This is a genomic window from Microbulbifer sp. MKSA007 (assembly GCA_032615215.1).
Classification (GTDB): Bacteria; Pseudomonadota; Gammaproteobacteria; order Pseudomonadales; family Cellvibrionaceae; genus Microbulbifer.
The window spans coordinates 1,292,365-1,309,666 of the sequence record CP128433.1 but is presented as its reverse complement, the minus strand read 5'-3'; the positions used below and the strand labels follow the sequence as shown (position 1 = coordinate 1,309,666).

The window sequence follows — 17,302 nt, the reverse complement described above, 5'->3', positions numbered from 1 at the left end:
AGCGGTTCTTCCCCACGATACCTTACGGTATTGCAGTTGCCATTCGCTAGTAGTTAGCATTTAATGGATCCCATTCAGCAGTGATATTCCTACAGGGGATTGGTCCACGCCCATACTGGGAATACCAAGGCCAAGTAGCATCCCCCTTCGGGAGCTGGACCTCGCTACGCTCGGCCGCTGTTGGCGACGTTAGATTTTCTGCTTATCGGAGATAGGGAATGTCAACGAGAGAAATCTCCAAATATTATGACTCAACAGAACACAGTGATACTCGAGAAGATTTAATTTTTGCTCTTAGCGAAGTAAAAGGAAGAAAGGTTGCTATTGATTGTGGCTGTGGAGCAGGATCAGATATCGCTTATTTGCGCGGTAAAGATTTCACAGTTCATGCCTTTGATATCGAAAATGAATCTATATCTAGATGTCGTAAACGATTCAAAGATGATGAGCAGGTTATTCTATCAAAGGATAGTTTTAATACTTTTAACTATCCTGAGTCCTCGCTGGTAGTTGCTGATGCCAGTCTTTTCTTTTGTCCTGAAAAAGATTTTGAGTCAGTTTGGTTGAAAATAACTGACTCTTTGACAGAGGGTGGAATCTTTTGTGGTTCATTCCTAGGGCCGAAAGACACAATGGCTGGGCCTGAGTATGATAAGGAAGCATTTTGGAGTGATACTCTAGTTATGAATGAATCGAAGATAAGAAAATACCTCAGTAACTTTGAGCTATTAAAGTGGACTGAACATGACCTTTCAGGAGAAACTACAGATGGTACACCGCATCATTGGCATATATTCTCCATCGTAGCGAAAAAAACCTAAATCGGGTAGCCGGTAGTTTCTAGCCCCCCCATGCCACCCATCGTGCGGCTCCGCAATTGGCGGTTCCCTATCCGTAATGAATCTCCGTTTTACTAGCGGCTTCCTCTCCATAAGATCTCACAGTGCTGCAGTTGCCATTCGCTAGTAGTTAGCATTTAATGGAATCCATTGAACGGTAATCTTCCTACAGTGGGCTATAACTCCATTAGTCCATGCCCATGCTAGGTGTTGCTGGACTCAGCATTGTGTGCTTCCTCGTCGCGCCAAGTGTTAAACACACGCAAGATTAGGAGTCCTCTCCGTTTTATCGCGGCTGCTGAACCCGATAATTGATAGAGGAAAGAATAATGGATGATTTAAGAAACAGGGCTGCGAGAAGATCCAAGACCAAAGCTAAGCCCCATAAGAATAGTGCTAGAATTGAAAAGCCGAGGATTTCGGAGAAAAACTGGAAGTTGATGTATACATGCTCTGAAAAGCTTCGTAGAGCTAAGCAATTAGGGATCGAGTACCCCAAGCGAACTATGCTTCAAATCCTAAATACTGAGCTTCCTGAGAAAGATTAAGATATGCGAAATCTCTTATTCATATGTAGCCGGAATCAGTGGCGTAGTCCTACAGCTGAAGCCATTTGGAGAAAACACCCTGATTTCAACGCTAAATCTGCGGGTACCAGCCCGCGAGCTAAAAAAACAGTCAGCTCAGCGGATGTTCGCTGGGCTGACGTGATATTCATCATGGAACAAAAGCATAAAAATAGGCTAATAGCAGAATTCTCTAGAATCCTGGATCATAAGCCAGTTCATGTCTTAGATATCCCAGATGAATACAAGTACATGGACTCAGAGTTAGTTCAAGAATTAGAATCGGTTGTTGGGGCATACTTGGAGAGTTAGTGCCGAGGTTCAGTCCTTAACAAATTTAGGTAAGCTGAAAAATTACTAGACCTGCGGTTCCGCAGTTTCCCTCTGCTAAAAACGGTAGGTGCGTAATATCGACAACCTCGTTGAGACATAATAATGAAGAAACTCAAAAACGAAAAAGAGTTAGTGAAAAAGGCTATAGCACTCGGTACTGCATATGGCACCAAGCGAGGAGTTGTCGAGTTCGAAGCTACCGATTCAGCTCACGAGAAACTCGAATATATTTACCGTCTTTTAGTTCACGATAAAGTAATTCAACCGCTTCCAGAAGACAAGATATCACAGAAGGCAATCATGCATAGGTTGGCAATTTGGGCTTCAAAGTACTGAGCGCTCTAATAGGATTTTCAACTAAATCAAGTAGTCGCTAGTGTCTAGCGAACCGCCCGATTCATACCGCCATCAGACAAGATACTTTGCCCATTGATGTATCGGGCTTCATGTGAAGCAAGAAAGACACAGGTCTGCCCGATTTCTTCGAACGTGGCAGTGCGCTGTGCGGGTATGGATCTGCGGGCAAACTCCGACAGGTTTACGTTTTCACAGAAGCCCGGCATTAAATTATTCATGCGAATATTGTATCTTGCATAACGATCACCATAGAGCTTGGCAAAACTATGTAAAGCGCCACGCAGCATGCTCATCGGATAAGGCGCTCTCGGCTCAACCGTATTCATTGAAGAAATATTGACGAATGCCCCTCCCCCTGCTCGATATAAATCGGCGTGACGATACGGGCAAGCTTGACGACATTGAGCACGTACATATCGAGGCTCTCATGCCAGAGATCATCACTTAGCTCGAGCAGGGGGCCGTTGAAATCAGGATCGAACCCTACTGTTTTAATTTCTTCCGGCACCCCGCCACCATGGCCCATATTGCTAACGACGGCGTCGATACGGCCATAGGTTTGCATCGTGTCGTCGACCATTGCTTGCAGATCTGCGGTTTCGAGAACCGAACCCTGCCGCCCTATACCACCTAATTCCTTGGCCAGTTCAACACTGCGGTTGGAGGGGGACATCAACGAGACTTTGTAACCCGCCTTAGCCATTTCGCGGGCGCAGCCGGCACCAATTCCCTGACCAGTTCCAGTCATAATAGCAACTCTTGTTTCGGACATTACGCTATCCTCTAGTGCAAATAATTCATGGGTGGAGATCAATATACGATCTTTAAAATTGGTAGCAAAAGGATATAATTACATGTACTTATGAGTTTAATTCATACCAAAACACGATCTTTACCATCTTTGGCCGGCTTGCGTGGGTTTGAGGCTGCGGCAAGGCATATGAGTTTTACCGATGCTGCGAAGGAGTTGAGCGTTACGCAAACGGCGATCAGTCACCAAGTGAGAAATTTGGAGTCGAGACTGGGTGTAAAATTGTTCCATCGTGCGGGAAAGTCGATTTCATTGACCGATGCTGGGAAAAAGCTGTTATCCGAAGCCAGTGCATGTTTTGATCGACTCGAAAATACGCTCCACCTCATCAAAGCCGAGAGTCAATCTCCGGTGGTAACCGTGAGCGTAACCCCCAGTTTTGCCAGCAAATGGTTAATACAGCGGTTAGGTAACTTCTGGAGAGCCTACCCTGATATACAGTTGAATGTTCACCATACCCTGGCTCTCGCCAATTTCACTAACGATGGCGTCGATATTTCCATTCGAGCTGGTGATGGAAACTGGCAAGGCTCAGTGACCAGGCTTTCGTTGCCGCTCGATTTAAGCCCGATTTGCCACCCTTCGCTGCTTAACGGCAAAAATCCTTTGAAAGAGCCTTCCGACCTCAAGCATCAAACCTTACTGCATGAAGATAATTTTGACGATTGAGCATCGTGGCTCAAAGCAGCCGGGGTCGACGATGTCGATCCGCGATCAGGTAGCGTCATGAATGATAGTAACTCTCTCGCAATTGCAGTCGAAAACTGCCAAGGCGTTGCGCTGGGCCGAATATCGCTAATCGAGGATGACTTAAAATCTGGAAGAATCGTAAAACCATTCGATGTAAGTATTGATTCCAACTTCTCTTATTATCTTGTCTGCCCATACGAAAAACTTGATACTCTGTTGTGGTCAACTCCAACCGGACACTTCTTTAAGCACATTTCTCAAATTCGATAGGGGCTAGGTCTCCCAGTGTTGTATGTATTCTGCGTGAGTTGTAATAAGCAATATAGGCTCTTACATCTGCTACCGCATCCTCCCTTGTCGGATAAAGGTTTCCCGTTACCCACTCCCGCTTCAGGCTGCTGAAGAAACGTTCAGTCGGTGCGTTGTCCCAACAATTTCCCTTACGGCTCATTGAACACACCATCCCATGCTGACTCAATAACGTTTGGTAGGTATGGCTGGCATACTGACTGCCACGATCAGAGTGATGCAGGAGACCTTTTGGGGGCGAACGCAAATTGACAGCCATCATCAACGCACGAGTTACCAGGGCCGTTTCCATCTTGCGATCTAGATGCCAACCAATAATCCGGCGCGAATAGAGATCAATCACTACCGCCAAGTACAACCAGCCCTGCGAAGTCCAAATATATGTAATATCAGTCGTCCAAACTTGATTTTTAGCGCTCGGTGAGAACTCCCTATTCAGAAGGTTCTCTGCGACCGGCAGGTGATGTTTACTGTCTGTCGTCAGTGTAAATCGCTTCTTACGCTTTACTGCCAAGCCTAGCTTTTTCATGAGCTTGCGGACTCGATAGCGCCCGACTTCAAAGCCTTCTTTACGTAACAGCTTCATTAACCGACGACTTCCCAGGCTCTGTCTAGATTCTGCAAATAGGGCCTTCAAACGATGGCATAGTTGCCATGTTTGAGCATCTATTGAGCTATTACCACGGCAACACCAATCGTAATAACCAGTTTTACTTACTTGCATTACCCGGCAGAGCACCCTAACAGGAAAGCTGCCTTGCTGTTTTTCAATAAAGCTGTACTTTATTTCATTTCTTTCGCAAAGAAGGCGCTGGCCTTTTTAGGATTTCTTTCTCCATCCGCAACTGCTTATTTTCACGTCGTAATCGCTCTAATTCTGCGCGCTCACCTACATCCAACCTCACACCGTCTTCTTCCTGCTTCAGTTCCTTTATCCAGCGTCGCAGGTTATTGGCTGTTGTTCCTACAACCTCTGCTGCTTTAGAAATTGAATACCCTTGCTCAGAGACTAGCGCTACGGCGTCTTTCTTAAATTCCGGCTTGAAATGCCGACGTGTACCTTTTGTTGTCATACTTCACCTCGCTTGGTAGTTTTACCATCTTAGCGAAGTGTCCGGAAGGATTAGACCACTACACTCCTGGAGTACAGGCATTTCGTAACTTTATACTCAGCGAGGTAAATCAAGCTGTTCAATGCAAGTCAGGAGAGAGATAAGGCATCGCTTAACAATAATCAATTAGCTGGACACGGCGAAGCTTTACAGATAACCCCAAGCGTTAATAGCCTTATGGAATTAATCCATCTACAAGTAAAATATTTTCAGGAAATATTGATCCAGCGGTCTCGTAGCTAATTGATGTAAGGAGTTCTGGAAATAATAATGTTTAAAATCCGCAAAAGCAAAAAGTCATAGTCACGTAACTTGATTAGGCACCAGACTCAGCACTACATGTTTTGCTAGGTGCTAACAATGCTAAATACACACATTATATACACAAGTGTAAAATGCCGAACGGAGAACACATGAATAAAGTAAGGGATACATGTGATATTGAAGATAAAAAATTTAGCAAATCAGAAATCAAAAAACTGAAAATAGAGTTCTAACAATACCCCACCCTAAAGATATCCACAAAGCGATCTTTCGCAATCTAAATATATTGATAATTACTTACCAAAAAAAATACTAAAATTAAAAATAGAGCACCACAAGCTATAACACTTATTATTACTTAGCTTTGATTTAATAACTACATCATCAGTATTTAGAGAGTCACATATGAGCTCATGATAACCACGGGGCAGCAATGTTTAGATGAGATATTATTGCGATTATACCGTCTACAACACTAACCTATGTCCAACCTTATTGGCAACCCAGGACAACACTGTTAAAACAGGAAAACAAATGAATCATCAGCCTTGGAAGAGTAACAAGAGAAGGGGAAGTATGAAGTGGCTTAAAATAAGCCACTTCTATCACAAACAGCTAATATCTGCTAAAGCGGTAGCGGCATAGGTTTTTCATTCACCTTAAGCTCGCTGTCTTTCAGGCTGACATTTGAGATGTAGCCGTCATTGGTAGACACTAACAAACCTTGCTGTTCAAGAGACGCTAATATCGTCGGCACTTGTTGAGCAGCGATTTGCTCCAGTTGCTCTTCACTCATACCTTGAGTTTGAGGGTTATTTTTCAATTGGGCTTTCATCACTTGTACGGCAATAAATTCAATCACAGCTTTATCGCCACTTAGCTCTCCGTCAACTAAGGTGTGTGACAGCCAAAAAGCCGGATCTAGCGGTTGCTCCGGTAACGCACTGATGCCAACTAAGCTAGTATGAAGGTTACTGTTAAAGCTGCCTTGTGGGAAAGTGCCACGTAAGCTGGTAATGTTCAGTTGAGGCTCGCCAGCCACTAAAGATAGCAAGTTTTCGCTCATAAACTCCATTGTCTTAGCGGTTGCTTCTTCCGTAGGTAGTTTATTGAGTGAGACGGCAAAGTCCTGATAAGACTTCAAAAATTCCTGACTGATATTGGTGACCTCAAGCTCAAGGGCCAGGTCTTCACCATGGAATTCAGCTATATCAACCTTTTTAGTTCCATAGGCAACTTGCATATTCCCCAGCTGATTTTCTGGGTTAAGTTCAGTACTGGCTTTTATATATAGATCAGCAATGTCAACATTTTCTTCCTGCTCTTTATCATTTATTAACTTGATGACGCCAAGGTTAATTGTTGTATCAGAATCATAAAAAGCACTCTCAAAAATTGCTTCAAGGGAGGAAGGCATGGTCATATCCATAGTCAACCTTTCAACCTTAAAATCCCTTAGCTCGGAAGTAACGGTAAGGCTATCGGCACTCCCCTGATAAGCTAGTTGCTCATCCTGATATTGCCCTTTCCCTTGAAAACCGCTAAAGGTTAACTGAGCTTTTTGATTCTCAACATCAGTAGTAAATGGCGTAATGCTATCGTTATAGTAATAACCACCTAAGGCATTCATATTGCCATGGATCTGGTAAAAAGGAGCTTCCTCAGCCCAAACCAAATGTTCACGCAATTGATCACCGGCAACTTCTAGCGTCCAGCCAAGCCAACCAAAACCAGCATGCTCGCCGAAACGGAAGGGGCCGTGGGAAGCACTAAAGTCTACTTCTACAGAAAAAGGATCAATTTCAGGGGCACCTGATACATCCGAGAAAGCACTGACATCCAAGCTCACCAAAAAGGTTGTCTGGGTTGAAAACCAGGATGAATCCATGCTTTTTACTTCAACCGTGTATGCCGAATTTTCATTCGCGGCAGTGACTATTTCATCAATGGATGACTCAAGTTGAATGCCAACAATTTTCGGCGCAACAACACCTGTAAGCACTGCTGCTGGAAGCAATACTGTTAATACTTTTTTCATTGAGATAAATCCAATTTACAAATGGGATGGAAGACAGGTCTATTATCGACAGAGTTATTTCCAGCATTATCTCATATTTACAGACGACTGTAAGTCAAAATATATACTTTTCTAGTAAAGACTTCAGGCGCAATAGATATCAATTACAAAACAAGCGTACCTATAATGGCAATAAGTAAGGCAAGCTCTATGAATTCTATTGCGTACGTTATCTTGACTGATGCGCGGTAATGGTGGAAGAAATTTACTACGTGGTACTTGGGAGATCGCGAATCAAATCTTGGATGAAGTTTTGCTCCATTGAATAATCGCCTTCTCTTTGAATATATCGGGAGAAGGTTCCGAAAATACTTGCGAAGAGCACCTTGTTGCATTCTCAACAGCGTTCATAGTTAAAGTGATCGCTATCATTAATCAACTAATGGTAGATACGAGTACCACCTCCGACATCATCGGACTACATCCAGAAATGAAGTATAGATAACAACGGGAAAGTAGAGAGAAAAAGTTGGTCTAGAAGACCAGCCGTAGTATGAGTATGAAAAGGGATGAAACCTCAACCTCTGACAGAAGACGAATATCTAGCAAAACAAGTTGAGAAACTGCATAAGGAAGTTGATTCTCCAAAAAAGTGCGACACGTTTCTAAAAGCTGAAAGATTTACATTCATTGCCCACAAACAACGGCACTCTGGTACCATATACCTGTATAGATATTCAATTACGTCCTCTCACGTCTTTTACAAACAGCTTAGCCGTGAGGAGAGCATGCGAGACAGAGAAAACCGTCGAATTACGGGGTACCTAACCCCAATGTAATGGTAGTTATGCAACCCAAAATTTGGGTAGAGCAGAAAGTTAATGATGCACGAATAAACCACAAATGCGTTGAGTTCCATAAGAGTGAGACTGAAACCTTGTGTAAAGCAGTAAGTATCTTTCGTTAACTCTCTTTACTGGGATCTCTTATATTAGGGTTGAAAGTTTATAAAGAGAATCAAGTATACCGACTGAGCTAGACTCCTAATGGACAAGTGATGTGTCCTTCCTTAAGATCAATATGAAAAAATGACCACATAAGATGAATATAAGCTAGCGTCTACTTTACCGGTGGAGGCTTTATGTAACAGGACGTGCAAAAGGCGTAAGTAATCCTATGAATCGACGCAAGCTATTATCACTAGTTACCACTTTGAGCATCTTAATTGGCTTAGTCTTTGTCGCAACACGCCTCTATGAACCCAAATAAAGCTGCTAAGAGCAGCTCAAAAATCAGAATAGATTTGTCCGAGATCCCAGAGGCTGGAGCACTAGAAGTCGATTATCAATGGTATAAAGCTCTTGTGGTCAAAAATCCTGAAATGACAGTTTTCGTAGTGCCCTACTCCGATGGGACATATTGGTTACCAGACCCCACCTGGGAGCGCCCTTTTCTGCCATGTAACAAATTTCTCATTCGAAAAGATGGCTTTTATTGCAAAGATCCCATCCTCCATGAAGGTTGGCATGAACAAGCTCAATGGGATTCACAGGGGAGCAATAAAGGTACATGGATGCCCGATCTACAAAAGCTAAATTTTAGGGTTCAGGGCAAGTACCTAGTACTAAGCCCAGAGTACAACTAATTACCAAAAAATCAATACAGCTGATCGATTAAAGTGTTAGGAATAAAAAATAGCTATAATGAAAAACGTATTTTTACCTATGGTTTTAATTCTATGCTCCTGTTCGTCAAGTATAGATGAAGACAGCATAAATATAGAAGCAGCGACTGAGTCTTTGGAGCGGCTATTATTAAAATGTGCAGAGAAAGGGGAGTATTTTTCTAGCGAGGTAGAACATATCGAGCCCATTGGAAAAAGACATTCCTATTGCGACCAAAGTGGTGCTTATATCAAATATGGTAGTGTATTCGTTTCAGAGTACGGTTTGTATATGCCTGCAAAGGGAGTCACTGTTGTAGAATCTGATGGCTCTGACCCCAGCTATAAAAAAATCCATGAATCTGTCTATAGCTACAAAATTCGAGGATAAAGTGCCTAACTGACCAAGCAGGCGGCATGAGGGTAAATCAGGTGGAGTATATTTTAAGAGCAATGGAAACTACTACTTAATGAAAACTAAAAAAGTAGATAGCCTGCTAGAATCTTACAAAACAGTGCGTTTTCCAGGATACTATGCGTATCGTTCTGATTATTTTAGTAATAGCTACTGCTATCAGTTGCGCAATTCAGGTACCTTATGAAGGTGACGACAACCTTACCAGAAGCCTGTTAATTCAAACTTGGAGTAGGCCCGGAGAACATTGGACCTATCAAGAGGGAGAGAAAGGCGAGTTTAATACATATATTGGCCACCCACACTTTCCGCTCACTTATGATTTTGTTTGGTCTATAGAAGACTCTGTGCTGTATGTAGAATACGATCAATATTATGAGAAAGAACAAAAAGAATATACGTACAATATCCTTGAGCTACAACAAGCACGCATGGTCCTTGAGCCTTTATACGGAGGGCGTAAGATTGTCCTCAATGTATCTAATTTTTAAAAAGAATTGCCAGCAGACCCTGAAAATTTTATTGGAGGCAAATCGAGGCTAACAGATAGAGACTCCTGAGTGTAAATGCAATGCTTAAATTCTTCAGGACACTCACTCGACCGACAGCTAATACGGCCTGAACCGGTTACCTCATCTTCCAAGGTATCCTGAAGAGTGTCAGGTAAGGCTATTTTCCCAGTGATCCAACATTAGCAACCTCCATAAAACTATATTCCTGTTGATTGCTACTCTTGTCAGATCAATCAACGGAGTAAGCCGACATATTTCTATCCAATACACCGTAACTGGTCATATCTTATTGGCCTCTGACATTGCTCTTTGCGGTGAGGAGATATTATTTCTGACTTCCTCATCAGAAAAATTAAGGCGAGTCAGTCTCGCATTCAAGGTTATAACAACCGCTAAAACGGCTAATAGGACAGTAGCTGGTAAAGCGGTGCTGAGCGCTTGCCCGGCCAGTAGGTGCGATCCCGAAGCCCCGATCAGAGCGATGGAGAAGCCTGCATATCCCCACTGTTTAAGTGTTTTGAACTTTGGTTGGAGAATTGCAATCGCGCCAATCAAATAGGCGATTCCTAAGATTTTCAACAAATAAAGCGGGTAGCCTAAATCAACCGTTGCCTGAACAATGGCTTCCTTCCCTGTTAGTTTGGCCATGCCTGATATCATCATCAGCACCGCGAACATAGATGAGGCCACGTAAAAGATGACTACCTGTTTTCTCATGAAGGGAACCCTATTTCGTTAAATGACGAGCACAGACTAGGTGTTCCCTTATTGCAGTTATATAGACAAAAAGGCAAACTTATATTGCATGAATGCAACATCAGGGTAATGTCATGGATTGGAACGATTTGAAGGTCGTTATCGCGCTTGCAGAGAAAGGAACCTTAAAGGCGGCTTCTAGTCAGTTGAATGTTAATTCAACCACTGTTTGGAGGCGGATCCAGCAGCTTGAAAGCGAGCTTTCAACGCAGCTATTTATTGTTAGTCGTCGCGGCTACCAACTGACTGAGGCGGGGCGAACTGTTTTGGATAGTGCCAAGCGAATGGAGTCATTGGCCGATGGCATCCTCATTCAAAGTTCTCTGCAACATGACAAAGTTCAAGGTTTAATTCGTGTTACCGCACCCTCAACAATGGCAACGACCACTTTGCCCGAGTGGGTTAGTGAATTCCGGAGGTCATTCCCCGACGTTGAGTTTGAGATCCTTGAAAGTGAGCAGGCTCTGGATATCGAGCATCGCGATGCGGACATTGCCATTAGGGCAAGTCATACAGCACCGGAAAACCTTATTGCACGTAAAATGAGAGATGTAAACTTAAGCATCTATGCTTCTGAAGACTTTTTGAAAGTTAGTGGGTATAACGCTCCTTTCAAGTTGTCCGAAATTGAACGCTTAACAGCTATTGACTACGTGCACTTAGACAACCCAGCAGTGCACTGGTATCAGAAACGAATTAAACACAACGCTAAATCCATACATTGTAATTCTATCACTACAGCATTGAACGCTGCGCTTAATGATCAAGGGATAGCGTTGTTACCAACTGATGACTCATACGATCTAGTTGAACTCTATCAACTGGACGCTAAATACAACTCATCCTTGTGGATTCTGGCTAATAAGGATCTGAGAAACACAGCACGTATCAAGGCTTTTTGGGACTTCTTAATTACTAAAATGGAAAGTTATAAAGTTCAATGATTTGCATATTCCTATGCATGGAACTATCAGGGGGAGATAAAATCCTATGTATGACGATATGTTACAACACCAAAGGTTCCTCTATCTCTTCTTCATTTTCTTGTCATCTTATTTTTCTGCCTAAAGCCCAAACCTGACTATGCAATTTACACTTAATAGGTTTCTGATAAGTCCCCGTTTATGCGGCCCTTGATAGGCTGGCTATCAAACAATATGTTACAAATCAAGGACTTAGGTTACCATTGAATATGGGCTTTCATTTTCCGCTAACAAAAAGGAATTCAGTATCAGAATCAGGCAAGAACAACCATACAAAGCCAAGCACGATCACAAGAACAAGTATTTGTTGGACCACCACCATTTTGCAGCCATGCTCCATGTTGATTGGCGCTTGCTGTACAAGTAAAAATATGGAATTTTCAAGCAATGTCAGGAATTATAGAATTAGAGCGTCTTTTGAGCGAAATGAATCCCGAACTTATTGAAGATGAATTTGTATTTTGCACTGTTTCAGGCTCATTAGCTCAATATATTGAATGGAACCCACTTGCGAGCTTAAACGAAAAAGAAGGATTAACACTTGTCTTAACAAAAGATATCGCAAGCCGTGAGGGGTTGCAGTTTAAAAATACTTATAAACAAATAACTTTAACCGTACATTCTAGTTTAGAGGCTGTTGGATTAACAGCCGCTGTTTCAAACAAACTGGCTTCTAAGGGTATTAGCGCAAATGTAATTGCAGCATACTTCCATGACCATATTTTTGTACAATCTGAAAAAGCAAGGGAAGCGTTGATTGCATTGAAAGAAGTCGGCAAGAACAGTTTATAAGTGCTCCAACAAGGGCATATACTGGCTGACTACTACGCTACGTTTCAGATTTTGACCACCTCGTATATGCCTATTAAGCAAGTGTTAAGATTTTAGGGTTGAGAAAGTATGGCAAAGGAAATTGAGCGGAAGTTCTTAGTTGATAAAAAGGCTATTGCTTCTTTTACAGGTGGAAAGAGAATCAAACAAGCCTATATAAGTACGGAGTCCAAAGCTGTAGTCAGAGTTCGCGTAATCGGAGATCATGCATATCTAACATTGAAAGGTGAAAGTAAAGGAATTACACGGACTGAGTTTGAGTATCCAATATCCTTTGAAGACGCAAATGAAATGATTGCGGAGCTATGTGATGGTCCCCTCATAGATAAAACGAGGTTCATAGTAGAACACGAAAAACACACTTGGGAAATAGATATCTTTCATGGAGATAATGACGGCTTGATTGTTGCTGAGGTCGAGATGCAAAGTGAATCTGAGAGTGTGGAATTGCCGGAGTGGATTGATAAAGAGGTTACTGGAGATCCAAAGTATTACAATTCCAATTTATTAGATTTTCCATTTAAAGATTGGTACAAATCATAACTAGAATGTGCACAATATTTACATATGCTTCGTTGAGCTAATCACAAAATAAATTCTGTATGCCCTCGGCTCAGCGAGGCATCATGAGTAAATCACTATGAACCCAGCCATAGAAGAATTAAAAAGATATTTAATCGAGCTAGAATCGGTGAATGACTTTGAATCGATAGAACTTAAAGCTGAACATATTGGCATTTTAATTCAGGTAAAGTCGGCGATAGGACAGCTTGAACTATGCGAAAAGTATGGCATCAGTGCAGGTTCACTAGTAAGTAGTTTACCCAAAACTGAAAATCCAAATTTTTGCTACTTAGTGGTAAATGAAAACGAGTCGTCCAACCCTGATAACTGGGAGGAAGCTATCTTCGAAGGACAGAAAATTCGATTTAGTGGTGGTGACCTTGTAATTCGCAAGTAATCTACACATAGCAAATCATTGTCGCCAATCAACAAACTGCTTATATATTACAATTCTTATAGAAGTTAAGCTCTATATACCTACGCCGAAAGCATGCCTAAAAAGAGACTAAAAGTTACTCAGAAGCAAGCGATGACTACCACCACAATAAGAGCAATTTGCTTATTAATTTTGGCTTTAGGAATCACATTCCTCTTTGGCATTATAAAAATCCACAACCCCGATGTAAGCTTTGAAAGCTCAGATGGCCATTGGGGTGACTCTGAAGTTCAGTTTAAGGGGCGAGATTATTCCGTGATAGAAGAAGGGTTCCGTAGGTACAAGCTTCAATGTAACGCAAGCGATGTGTACCTTGTTAGAAATACCGAGAAGAATTGGATAAATGTACTTGCTTGGCCAAACTACCTCACTCATAACAAGTGGAAGGTCCCATACAGAACCGCAAGTGGAGTGCACTATGATGGAATTATTAGGTGCCAAACAAATCAATAACATCACATTCTAATTCCAGTACAGCGTATCCCTAAAATACCGATCTGCTTTTAATCAGAGGAATAGTTTAATAGCAATAGGACCCTCCTTCATCTTCTGAAAACTGGCGCACATTTTCATTTATTCAGCTGTCGCAAGACATTACATAACCCTACCGAATAAAAAGTATACACATAAGAATTAAACGTTCCTTCGCACCACTGGCGCTATCTCCCGCAACGATTTATAAATCAGACAAGCGAATAGGATTACCGACAACTAAAAAATTTCTCAGAAAAGCAATAATCGTTTTTCAAATTATCTCTTCTTGCGTGAGAGCACCCTCAAAATCAGAATTCTTGATTTGCCCTTTTACTGCAAGACCAGTGATTGATACGGGCTTCGCCCGCAGAAACATGGGAGAGCGAAGTTGAATTACCCGGATCAGTTCACTCCTCAGATTTGGCCATTGATTGTTTATTGTCTGGCCGTATTTGCCCTAATTACCTTAATGCTCAGCCTTTCCTATTTTCTCGGTCAGAAACGCAGAGACCCGGCTACCGATGAGCCCTATGAGTCGGGTATTGTTTCCCAGGGCAATGCGCGTCTGCGCCTCTCTGTCGCCTATTACCTTGTTGCCATCCTGTTTATCGTCTTCGACCTGGAGGCGATTTACCTGTTTAGCTGGTCCATCGCATTTTATGAAACTGGCCTGCTCGGGTTTATCGAGGCCACCGTATTTATCGTGATACTGCTGGTGGGGCTTATTTATCTGTGGCGCCTGGGTGCACTTGACTGGGGCGGATACCAGAAGAGTTTGGAGAAACGCCAAAAACCCCAATAACAACAATGAGAATTCATAATGCGCTGGAAGCTGAGCAAAGCCGACGACCTGATTGCTACCGAACACGGCAATCCTTCTGAAGAAATAAGCACTCAAGATTTAGAAAAAAATATTCTCCTTACCAAACTCGAAGAACTGGTTTCCTGGGGCCGTTCAAATTCCCTATGGCCATTTAACTTCGGGTTGTCCTGTTGTTATGTAGAAATGGCCACCGCCTTCACCAGCCGCCACGACATCTCCCGCTTTGGCGCTGAGGTCATCCGTGCAACCCCGCGACAAGCGGATTTGATTGTAATTTCAGGGACGGTTTTCCTGAAAATGGCACCAGTGGTACAGCGACTCTACGAGCAAATGATCGAGCCCCGTTGGGTCATCTCCATGGGTTCCTGCGCAAATTCCGGCGGTATGTACGATATCTACAGTGTGGTTCAGGGGGTCGATAAGTTTCTCCCGGTCGATGTTTATGTGCCCGGCTGTCCACCACGCCCAGAGGCCCTACTGCAGGGATTGACCTTGCTGCAAAAGTCGGTGGCTGCGGAGAGACGAGCCTTCAGCTGGGTTGTGGATGATCAAGGAACTCACAAGGTTCCAAAGCCCAGTCAGCGTGATCTCCATAGGGAGGAACGTATGAAAGCTGACATGCTACGTGCGCCCGACAGTGTTTAGGCTTCATGGAATAAGAAAAAAACAACGGAATAGCCAATGACTGGCGTAATTGCGAAAACTGTCCACACAGCAACTCCCTACAGGAAAGCAGCAGAGGCATTTATTCGGGATCTCGACACCGGATACAAGCTTCACTCGTTCTGGTGGCAGCCACACTGTGATGATATGCCCACACTGTGGATCGAGAAACATGCCTTGATCCCTCTTTTGCTCTTTCTCAAGCGGGATATCGCCCAGCCATTTGAAATGCTGTATGACCTGAGTGCTATCGACGAACGGCTGCGGGTCAACCGTGGGGAGGGAACCGAAAAACAGCCTTCCAGCGATTTCACCTTGGTATATCAACTACTTTCATTTACCCGCAATTTATTTATCCGTATCAAGGTGGCTCTTCCCGAGAGTGATCTGAGCGCACCGACTATTACTGCCGTTTGGGAGAATGCCAACTGGTATGAACGGGAAGTGTGGGATCTATTCGGTATCGACTTTCCCGGTCACCCCCATTTACAGAGAATCATGATGCCGCTGACCTGGAAGGGGCATCCACTGCGCAAGGATCACCACGCCCGAGCTACCGAAGTCGACCCATTTAGTCTGTCAGAAGAGAAGGAGCGCAAAGAACAAGACGCCCTGCTGTTCCGGCCGGAAGATTGGGGCATGGCCAGGAGTAATGAAGACTCAGAGTTTATGTTCCTCAACCTGGGCCCGAATCACCCCAGTGTGCACGGGGTGTTCCGCGTAGCCCTTCAGCTGGATGGTGAACAGATTATCGATGCAGTGCCAGATATCGGTTACCACCATCGCGGTGCAGAGAAGATGGCCGAGCGCCAGGCCTGGCATACCTATGTGCCCTACACCGATCGTATCGATTACCTCGGCGGTGTCATGAACAACCTGCCCTATGTGATGGCACTGGAGCAGCTCGCCGGCATTAAGGTCCCTGAACGCGCACAGATGATACGGGTGATGATGTGCGAGTTCTTCCGCATATCCAGTCATCTGGTATTTTTTGGCACCTTTGCCCAGGACGTGGGGCAGATGTCTCCCGTGTTCTATATGTTTATCGATAGGGAAAAACTGTTTGGCATTGTCGAGGCCATTACCGGCGGCAGGATGCACCCAGCATGGTTCCGTATCGGCGGTGTAGCGCAGGACTTACCCCAGGGTTGGGACAAGATGGTGCGGGAATTTCTCGACTATATGCCCGCACGATTAGCCGATTACGACGGCATGGTGATTAAAAACAAACTCCTGCAACGCCGCACCCGTGGCATTGGTGTCTACGATACGGCGGAGGCGTTTGAGTGGGGGTTACCGGGCCAGGGCTTCGCGCCACGGGCCTGGATTGGGATCTGCGCAAAAAGCGCCCTTACAGCGGCTATGATCAGTTCGAGTTCGAGATTCCCAGCTACGATGGTGGGGACTGTTTCGACCGCTGCCGGGTCCGGGTGGACGAGATATGGCAGAGCCTGCGGATTATCCGCCAGTGCCTGGAAAATATGCCGGCAGGTCCTTATAAGTCGGACCATCCTTTGACTACCCCTCCGCGAAAGGGGCGCACCATGGAGGATATCGAGACTTTAATTCAGCACTTTGTGAATAACAGCTGGGGACCGGTAATGCCAGCCGGCGAAGTGTGTTATCCCATTGAGGCCACTAAAGGTATCAACAGCTACCAAATCGTTAGTGATGGGGAGCACCTCATACAGGACCCGAATTCGCACCCCTTCATTCCCACACCTGCAAATGATTCCGTTGATGTCCAACGGACTGTTGATTGCTGACCTTATTGCCATTATCGCCAGCATCGACTTCGTCATGGCGGATGTGGACAGATAACAATAAAAAACTACGGCAGGCACAGGGCCGTACAGCAGCGGAGTAGAAAAGTGCACGGAAATA

The 17,302-nt window shown here is 43.9% G+C and carries 17 protein-coding genes and 2 pseudogenes; 14 read left to right on the top strand and 5 right to left on the bottom strand.

Translation table 11 applies throughout. The features are described from left to right. Window positions 1-218 precede the first annotated feature (218 nt). Entirely contained in the window at window positions 219-821 is a 603-nt protein-coding gene (locus QT397_08465; GenBank protein WNZ57355.1) for a class I SAM-dependent methyltransferase, read from the top strand. A 1,019-nt stretch (window positions 822-1,840) separates the two neighbouring features. Beyond that, complete coding sequence (locus QT397_08460) at window positions 1,841-2,074, top strand: DUF5062 family protein (GenBank protein WNZ57354.1); 234 nt, start codon at window positions 1,841-1,843, stop codon at window positions 2,072-2,074. A 44-nt stretch (window positions 2,075-2,118) separates the two neighbouring features. Here the strand turns inward: QT397_08460 and QT397_08455 are convergent, their stop codons facing one another. Beyond that, entirely contained in the window at window positions 2,119-2,421 is a 303-nt protein-coding gene (locus QT397_08455; protein WNZ57353.1) for an SDR family oxidoreductase, read from the bottom strand. Beyond that, window positions 2,418-2,867, bottom strand: coding sequence for an SDR family NAD(P)-dependent oxidoreductase (locus QT397_08450; protein ID WNZ57352.1), 450 nt, complete (start codon window positions 2,865-2,867; stop codon window positions 2,418-2,420). The genes QT397_08455 and QT397_08450 overlap by 4 nt, the downstream gene beginning before the upstream one ends. Before the next feature lie 90 nt (window positions 2,868-2,957). Between QT397_08450 and QT397_08445 the strand changes: the two genes are divergently transcribed. Next, a complete protein-coding gene (locus QT397_08445; protein WNZ57351.1) occupies window positions 2,958-3,575 on the top strand; it encodes a LysR family transcriptional regulator in 618 nt (205 codons plus the stop codon). 265 nt (window positions 3,576-3,840) lie between these two features. Here QT397_08445 and QT397_08440 read toward each other — a convergent pair. Together QT397_08440 and QT397_08435 are read right to left on the bottom strand one after the other, a co-directional pair. Further along, a protein-coding gene (locus tag QT397_08440) for an IS3 family transposase (protein ID WNZ57350.1) occupies window positions 3,841-4,978 on the bottom strand; the annotation gives its coding sequence in 2 pieces (ribosomal slippage) (window positions 3,841-4,726 and window positions 4,725-4,978; 1,140 coding nt in all). Window positions 4,979-5,906: 928 nt separating this feature from the next. After that, window positions 5,907-7,319 (bottom strand): DUF945 family protein, encoded by a 1,413-nt coding sequence (locus QT397_08435; protein WNZ57349.1) that lies wholly within the window; start codon window positions 7,317-7,319, stop codon window positions 5,907-5,909. A 1,234-nt stretch (window positions 7,320-8,553) separates the two neighbouring features. On the opposite strand from QT397_08435, the gene QT397_08430 reads away from it, so the two are divergent. From QT397_08430 to QT397_08420, 3 genes are all read left to right on the top strand, one after another. Beyond that, entirely contained in the window at window positions 8,554-8,943 is a 390-nt protein-coding gene (locus QT397_08430) for a hypothetical protein (GenBank protein ID WNZ57348.1), read from the top strand. 58 nt (window positions 8,944-9,001) lie between these two features. Next, the gene (locus QT397_08425; GenBank protein ID WNZ57347.1) at window positions 9,002-9,352 is read left to right on the top strand and encodes a hypothetical protein; all 351 of its coding nucleotides are present in this window, start codon (window positions 9,002-9,004) and stop codon (window positions 9,350-9,352) included. A 143-nt stretch (window positions 9,353-9,495) separates the two neighbouring features. After that, complete coding sequence (locus QT397_08420) at window positions 9,496-9,867, top strand: hypothetical protein (protein ID WNZ57346.1); 372 nt, start codon at window positions 9,496-9,498, stop codon at window positions 9,865-9,867. Between the two features lie 300 nt (window positions 9,868-10,167). On the opposite strand, the gene QT397_08415 is transcribed toward QT397_08420, so the two are convergent. Continuing rightward, the gene (locus tag QT397_08415) at window positions 10,168-10,605 is read right to left on the bottom strand and encodes a DoxX family protein (GenBank protein WNZ57345.1); all 438 of its coding nucleotides are present in this window, start codon (window positions 10,603-10,605) and stop codon (window positions 10,168-10,170) included. A gap of 113 nt (window positions 10,606-10,718) precedes the next feature. On the opposite strand from QT397_08415, the gene QT397_08410 reads away from it, so the two are divergent. From QT397_08410 to QT397_08375, 8 genes and pseudogenes are all read left to right on the top strand, one after another. Next, the gene (locus tag QT397_08410; GenBank protein WNZ57344.1) at window positions 10,719-11,588 is read left to right on the top strand and encodes a LysR family transcriptional regulator; all 870 of its coding nucleotides are present in this window, start codon (window positions 10,719-10,721) and stop codon (window positions 11,586-11,588) included. A gap of 426 nt (window positions 11,589-12,014) precedes the next feature. Continuing rightward, window positions 12,015-12,419, top strand: a complete 405-nt coding sequence (locus QT397_08405) for an ACT domain-containing protein (GenBank protein WNZ57343.1) — start codon at window positions 12,015-12,017, stop codon at window positions 12,417-12,419. 108 nt (window positions 12,420-12,527) lie between these two features. Further along, window positions 12,528-13,001 carry a CYTH domain-containing protein gene (locus tag QT397_08400; protein ID WNZ57342.1) on the top strand — a complete coding sequence of 158 codons (474 nt, stop codon included), beginning with the start codon at window positions 12,528-12,530 and terminating at the stop codon, window positions 12,999-13,001. Between the two features lie 97 nt (window positions 13,002-13,098). Continuing rightward, complete coding sequence (locus tag QT397_08395; protein WNZ57341.1) at window positions 13,099-13,419, top strand: cobalamin biosynthesis protein; 321 nt, start codon at window positions 13,099-13,101, stop codon at window positions 13,417-13,419. 901 nt (window positions 13,420-14,320) lie between these two features. Then, window positions 14,321-14,734, top strand: coding sequence for an NADH-quinone oxidoreductase subunit A (ndhC, locus tag QT397_08390; protein ID WNZ57340.1), 414 nt, complete (start codon window positions 14,321-14,323; stop codon window positions 14,732-14,734). A gap of 18 nt (window positions 14,735-14,752) precedes the next feature. Then, window positions 14,753-15,400 carry an NADH-quinone oxidoreductase subunit B family protein gene (locus QT397_08385; GenBank protein WNZ57339.1) on the top strand — a complete coding sequence of 216 codons (648 nt, stop codon included), beginning with the start codon at window positions 14,753-14,755 and terminating at the stop codon, window positions 15,398-15,400. A 165-nt stretch (window positions 15,401-15,565) separates the two neighbouring features. Next, a pseudogene (locus QT397_08380) lies at window positions 15,566-16,711 on the top strand (NADH-quinone oxidoreductase subunit C). Continuing rightward, window positions 16,705-17,239 (top strand): annotated as a pseudogene (locus tag QT397_08375) (hypothetical protein). The pseudogenes QT397_08380 and QT397_08375 overlap by 7 nt, the downstream one beginning before the upstream one ends. The last annotated feature ends 63 nt before the right edge of the window (window positions 17,240-17,302 follow it).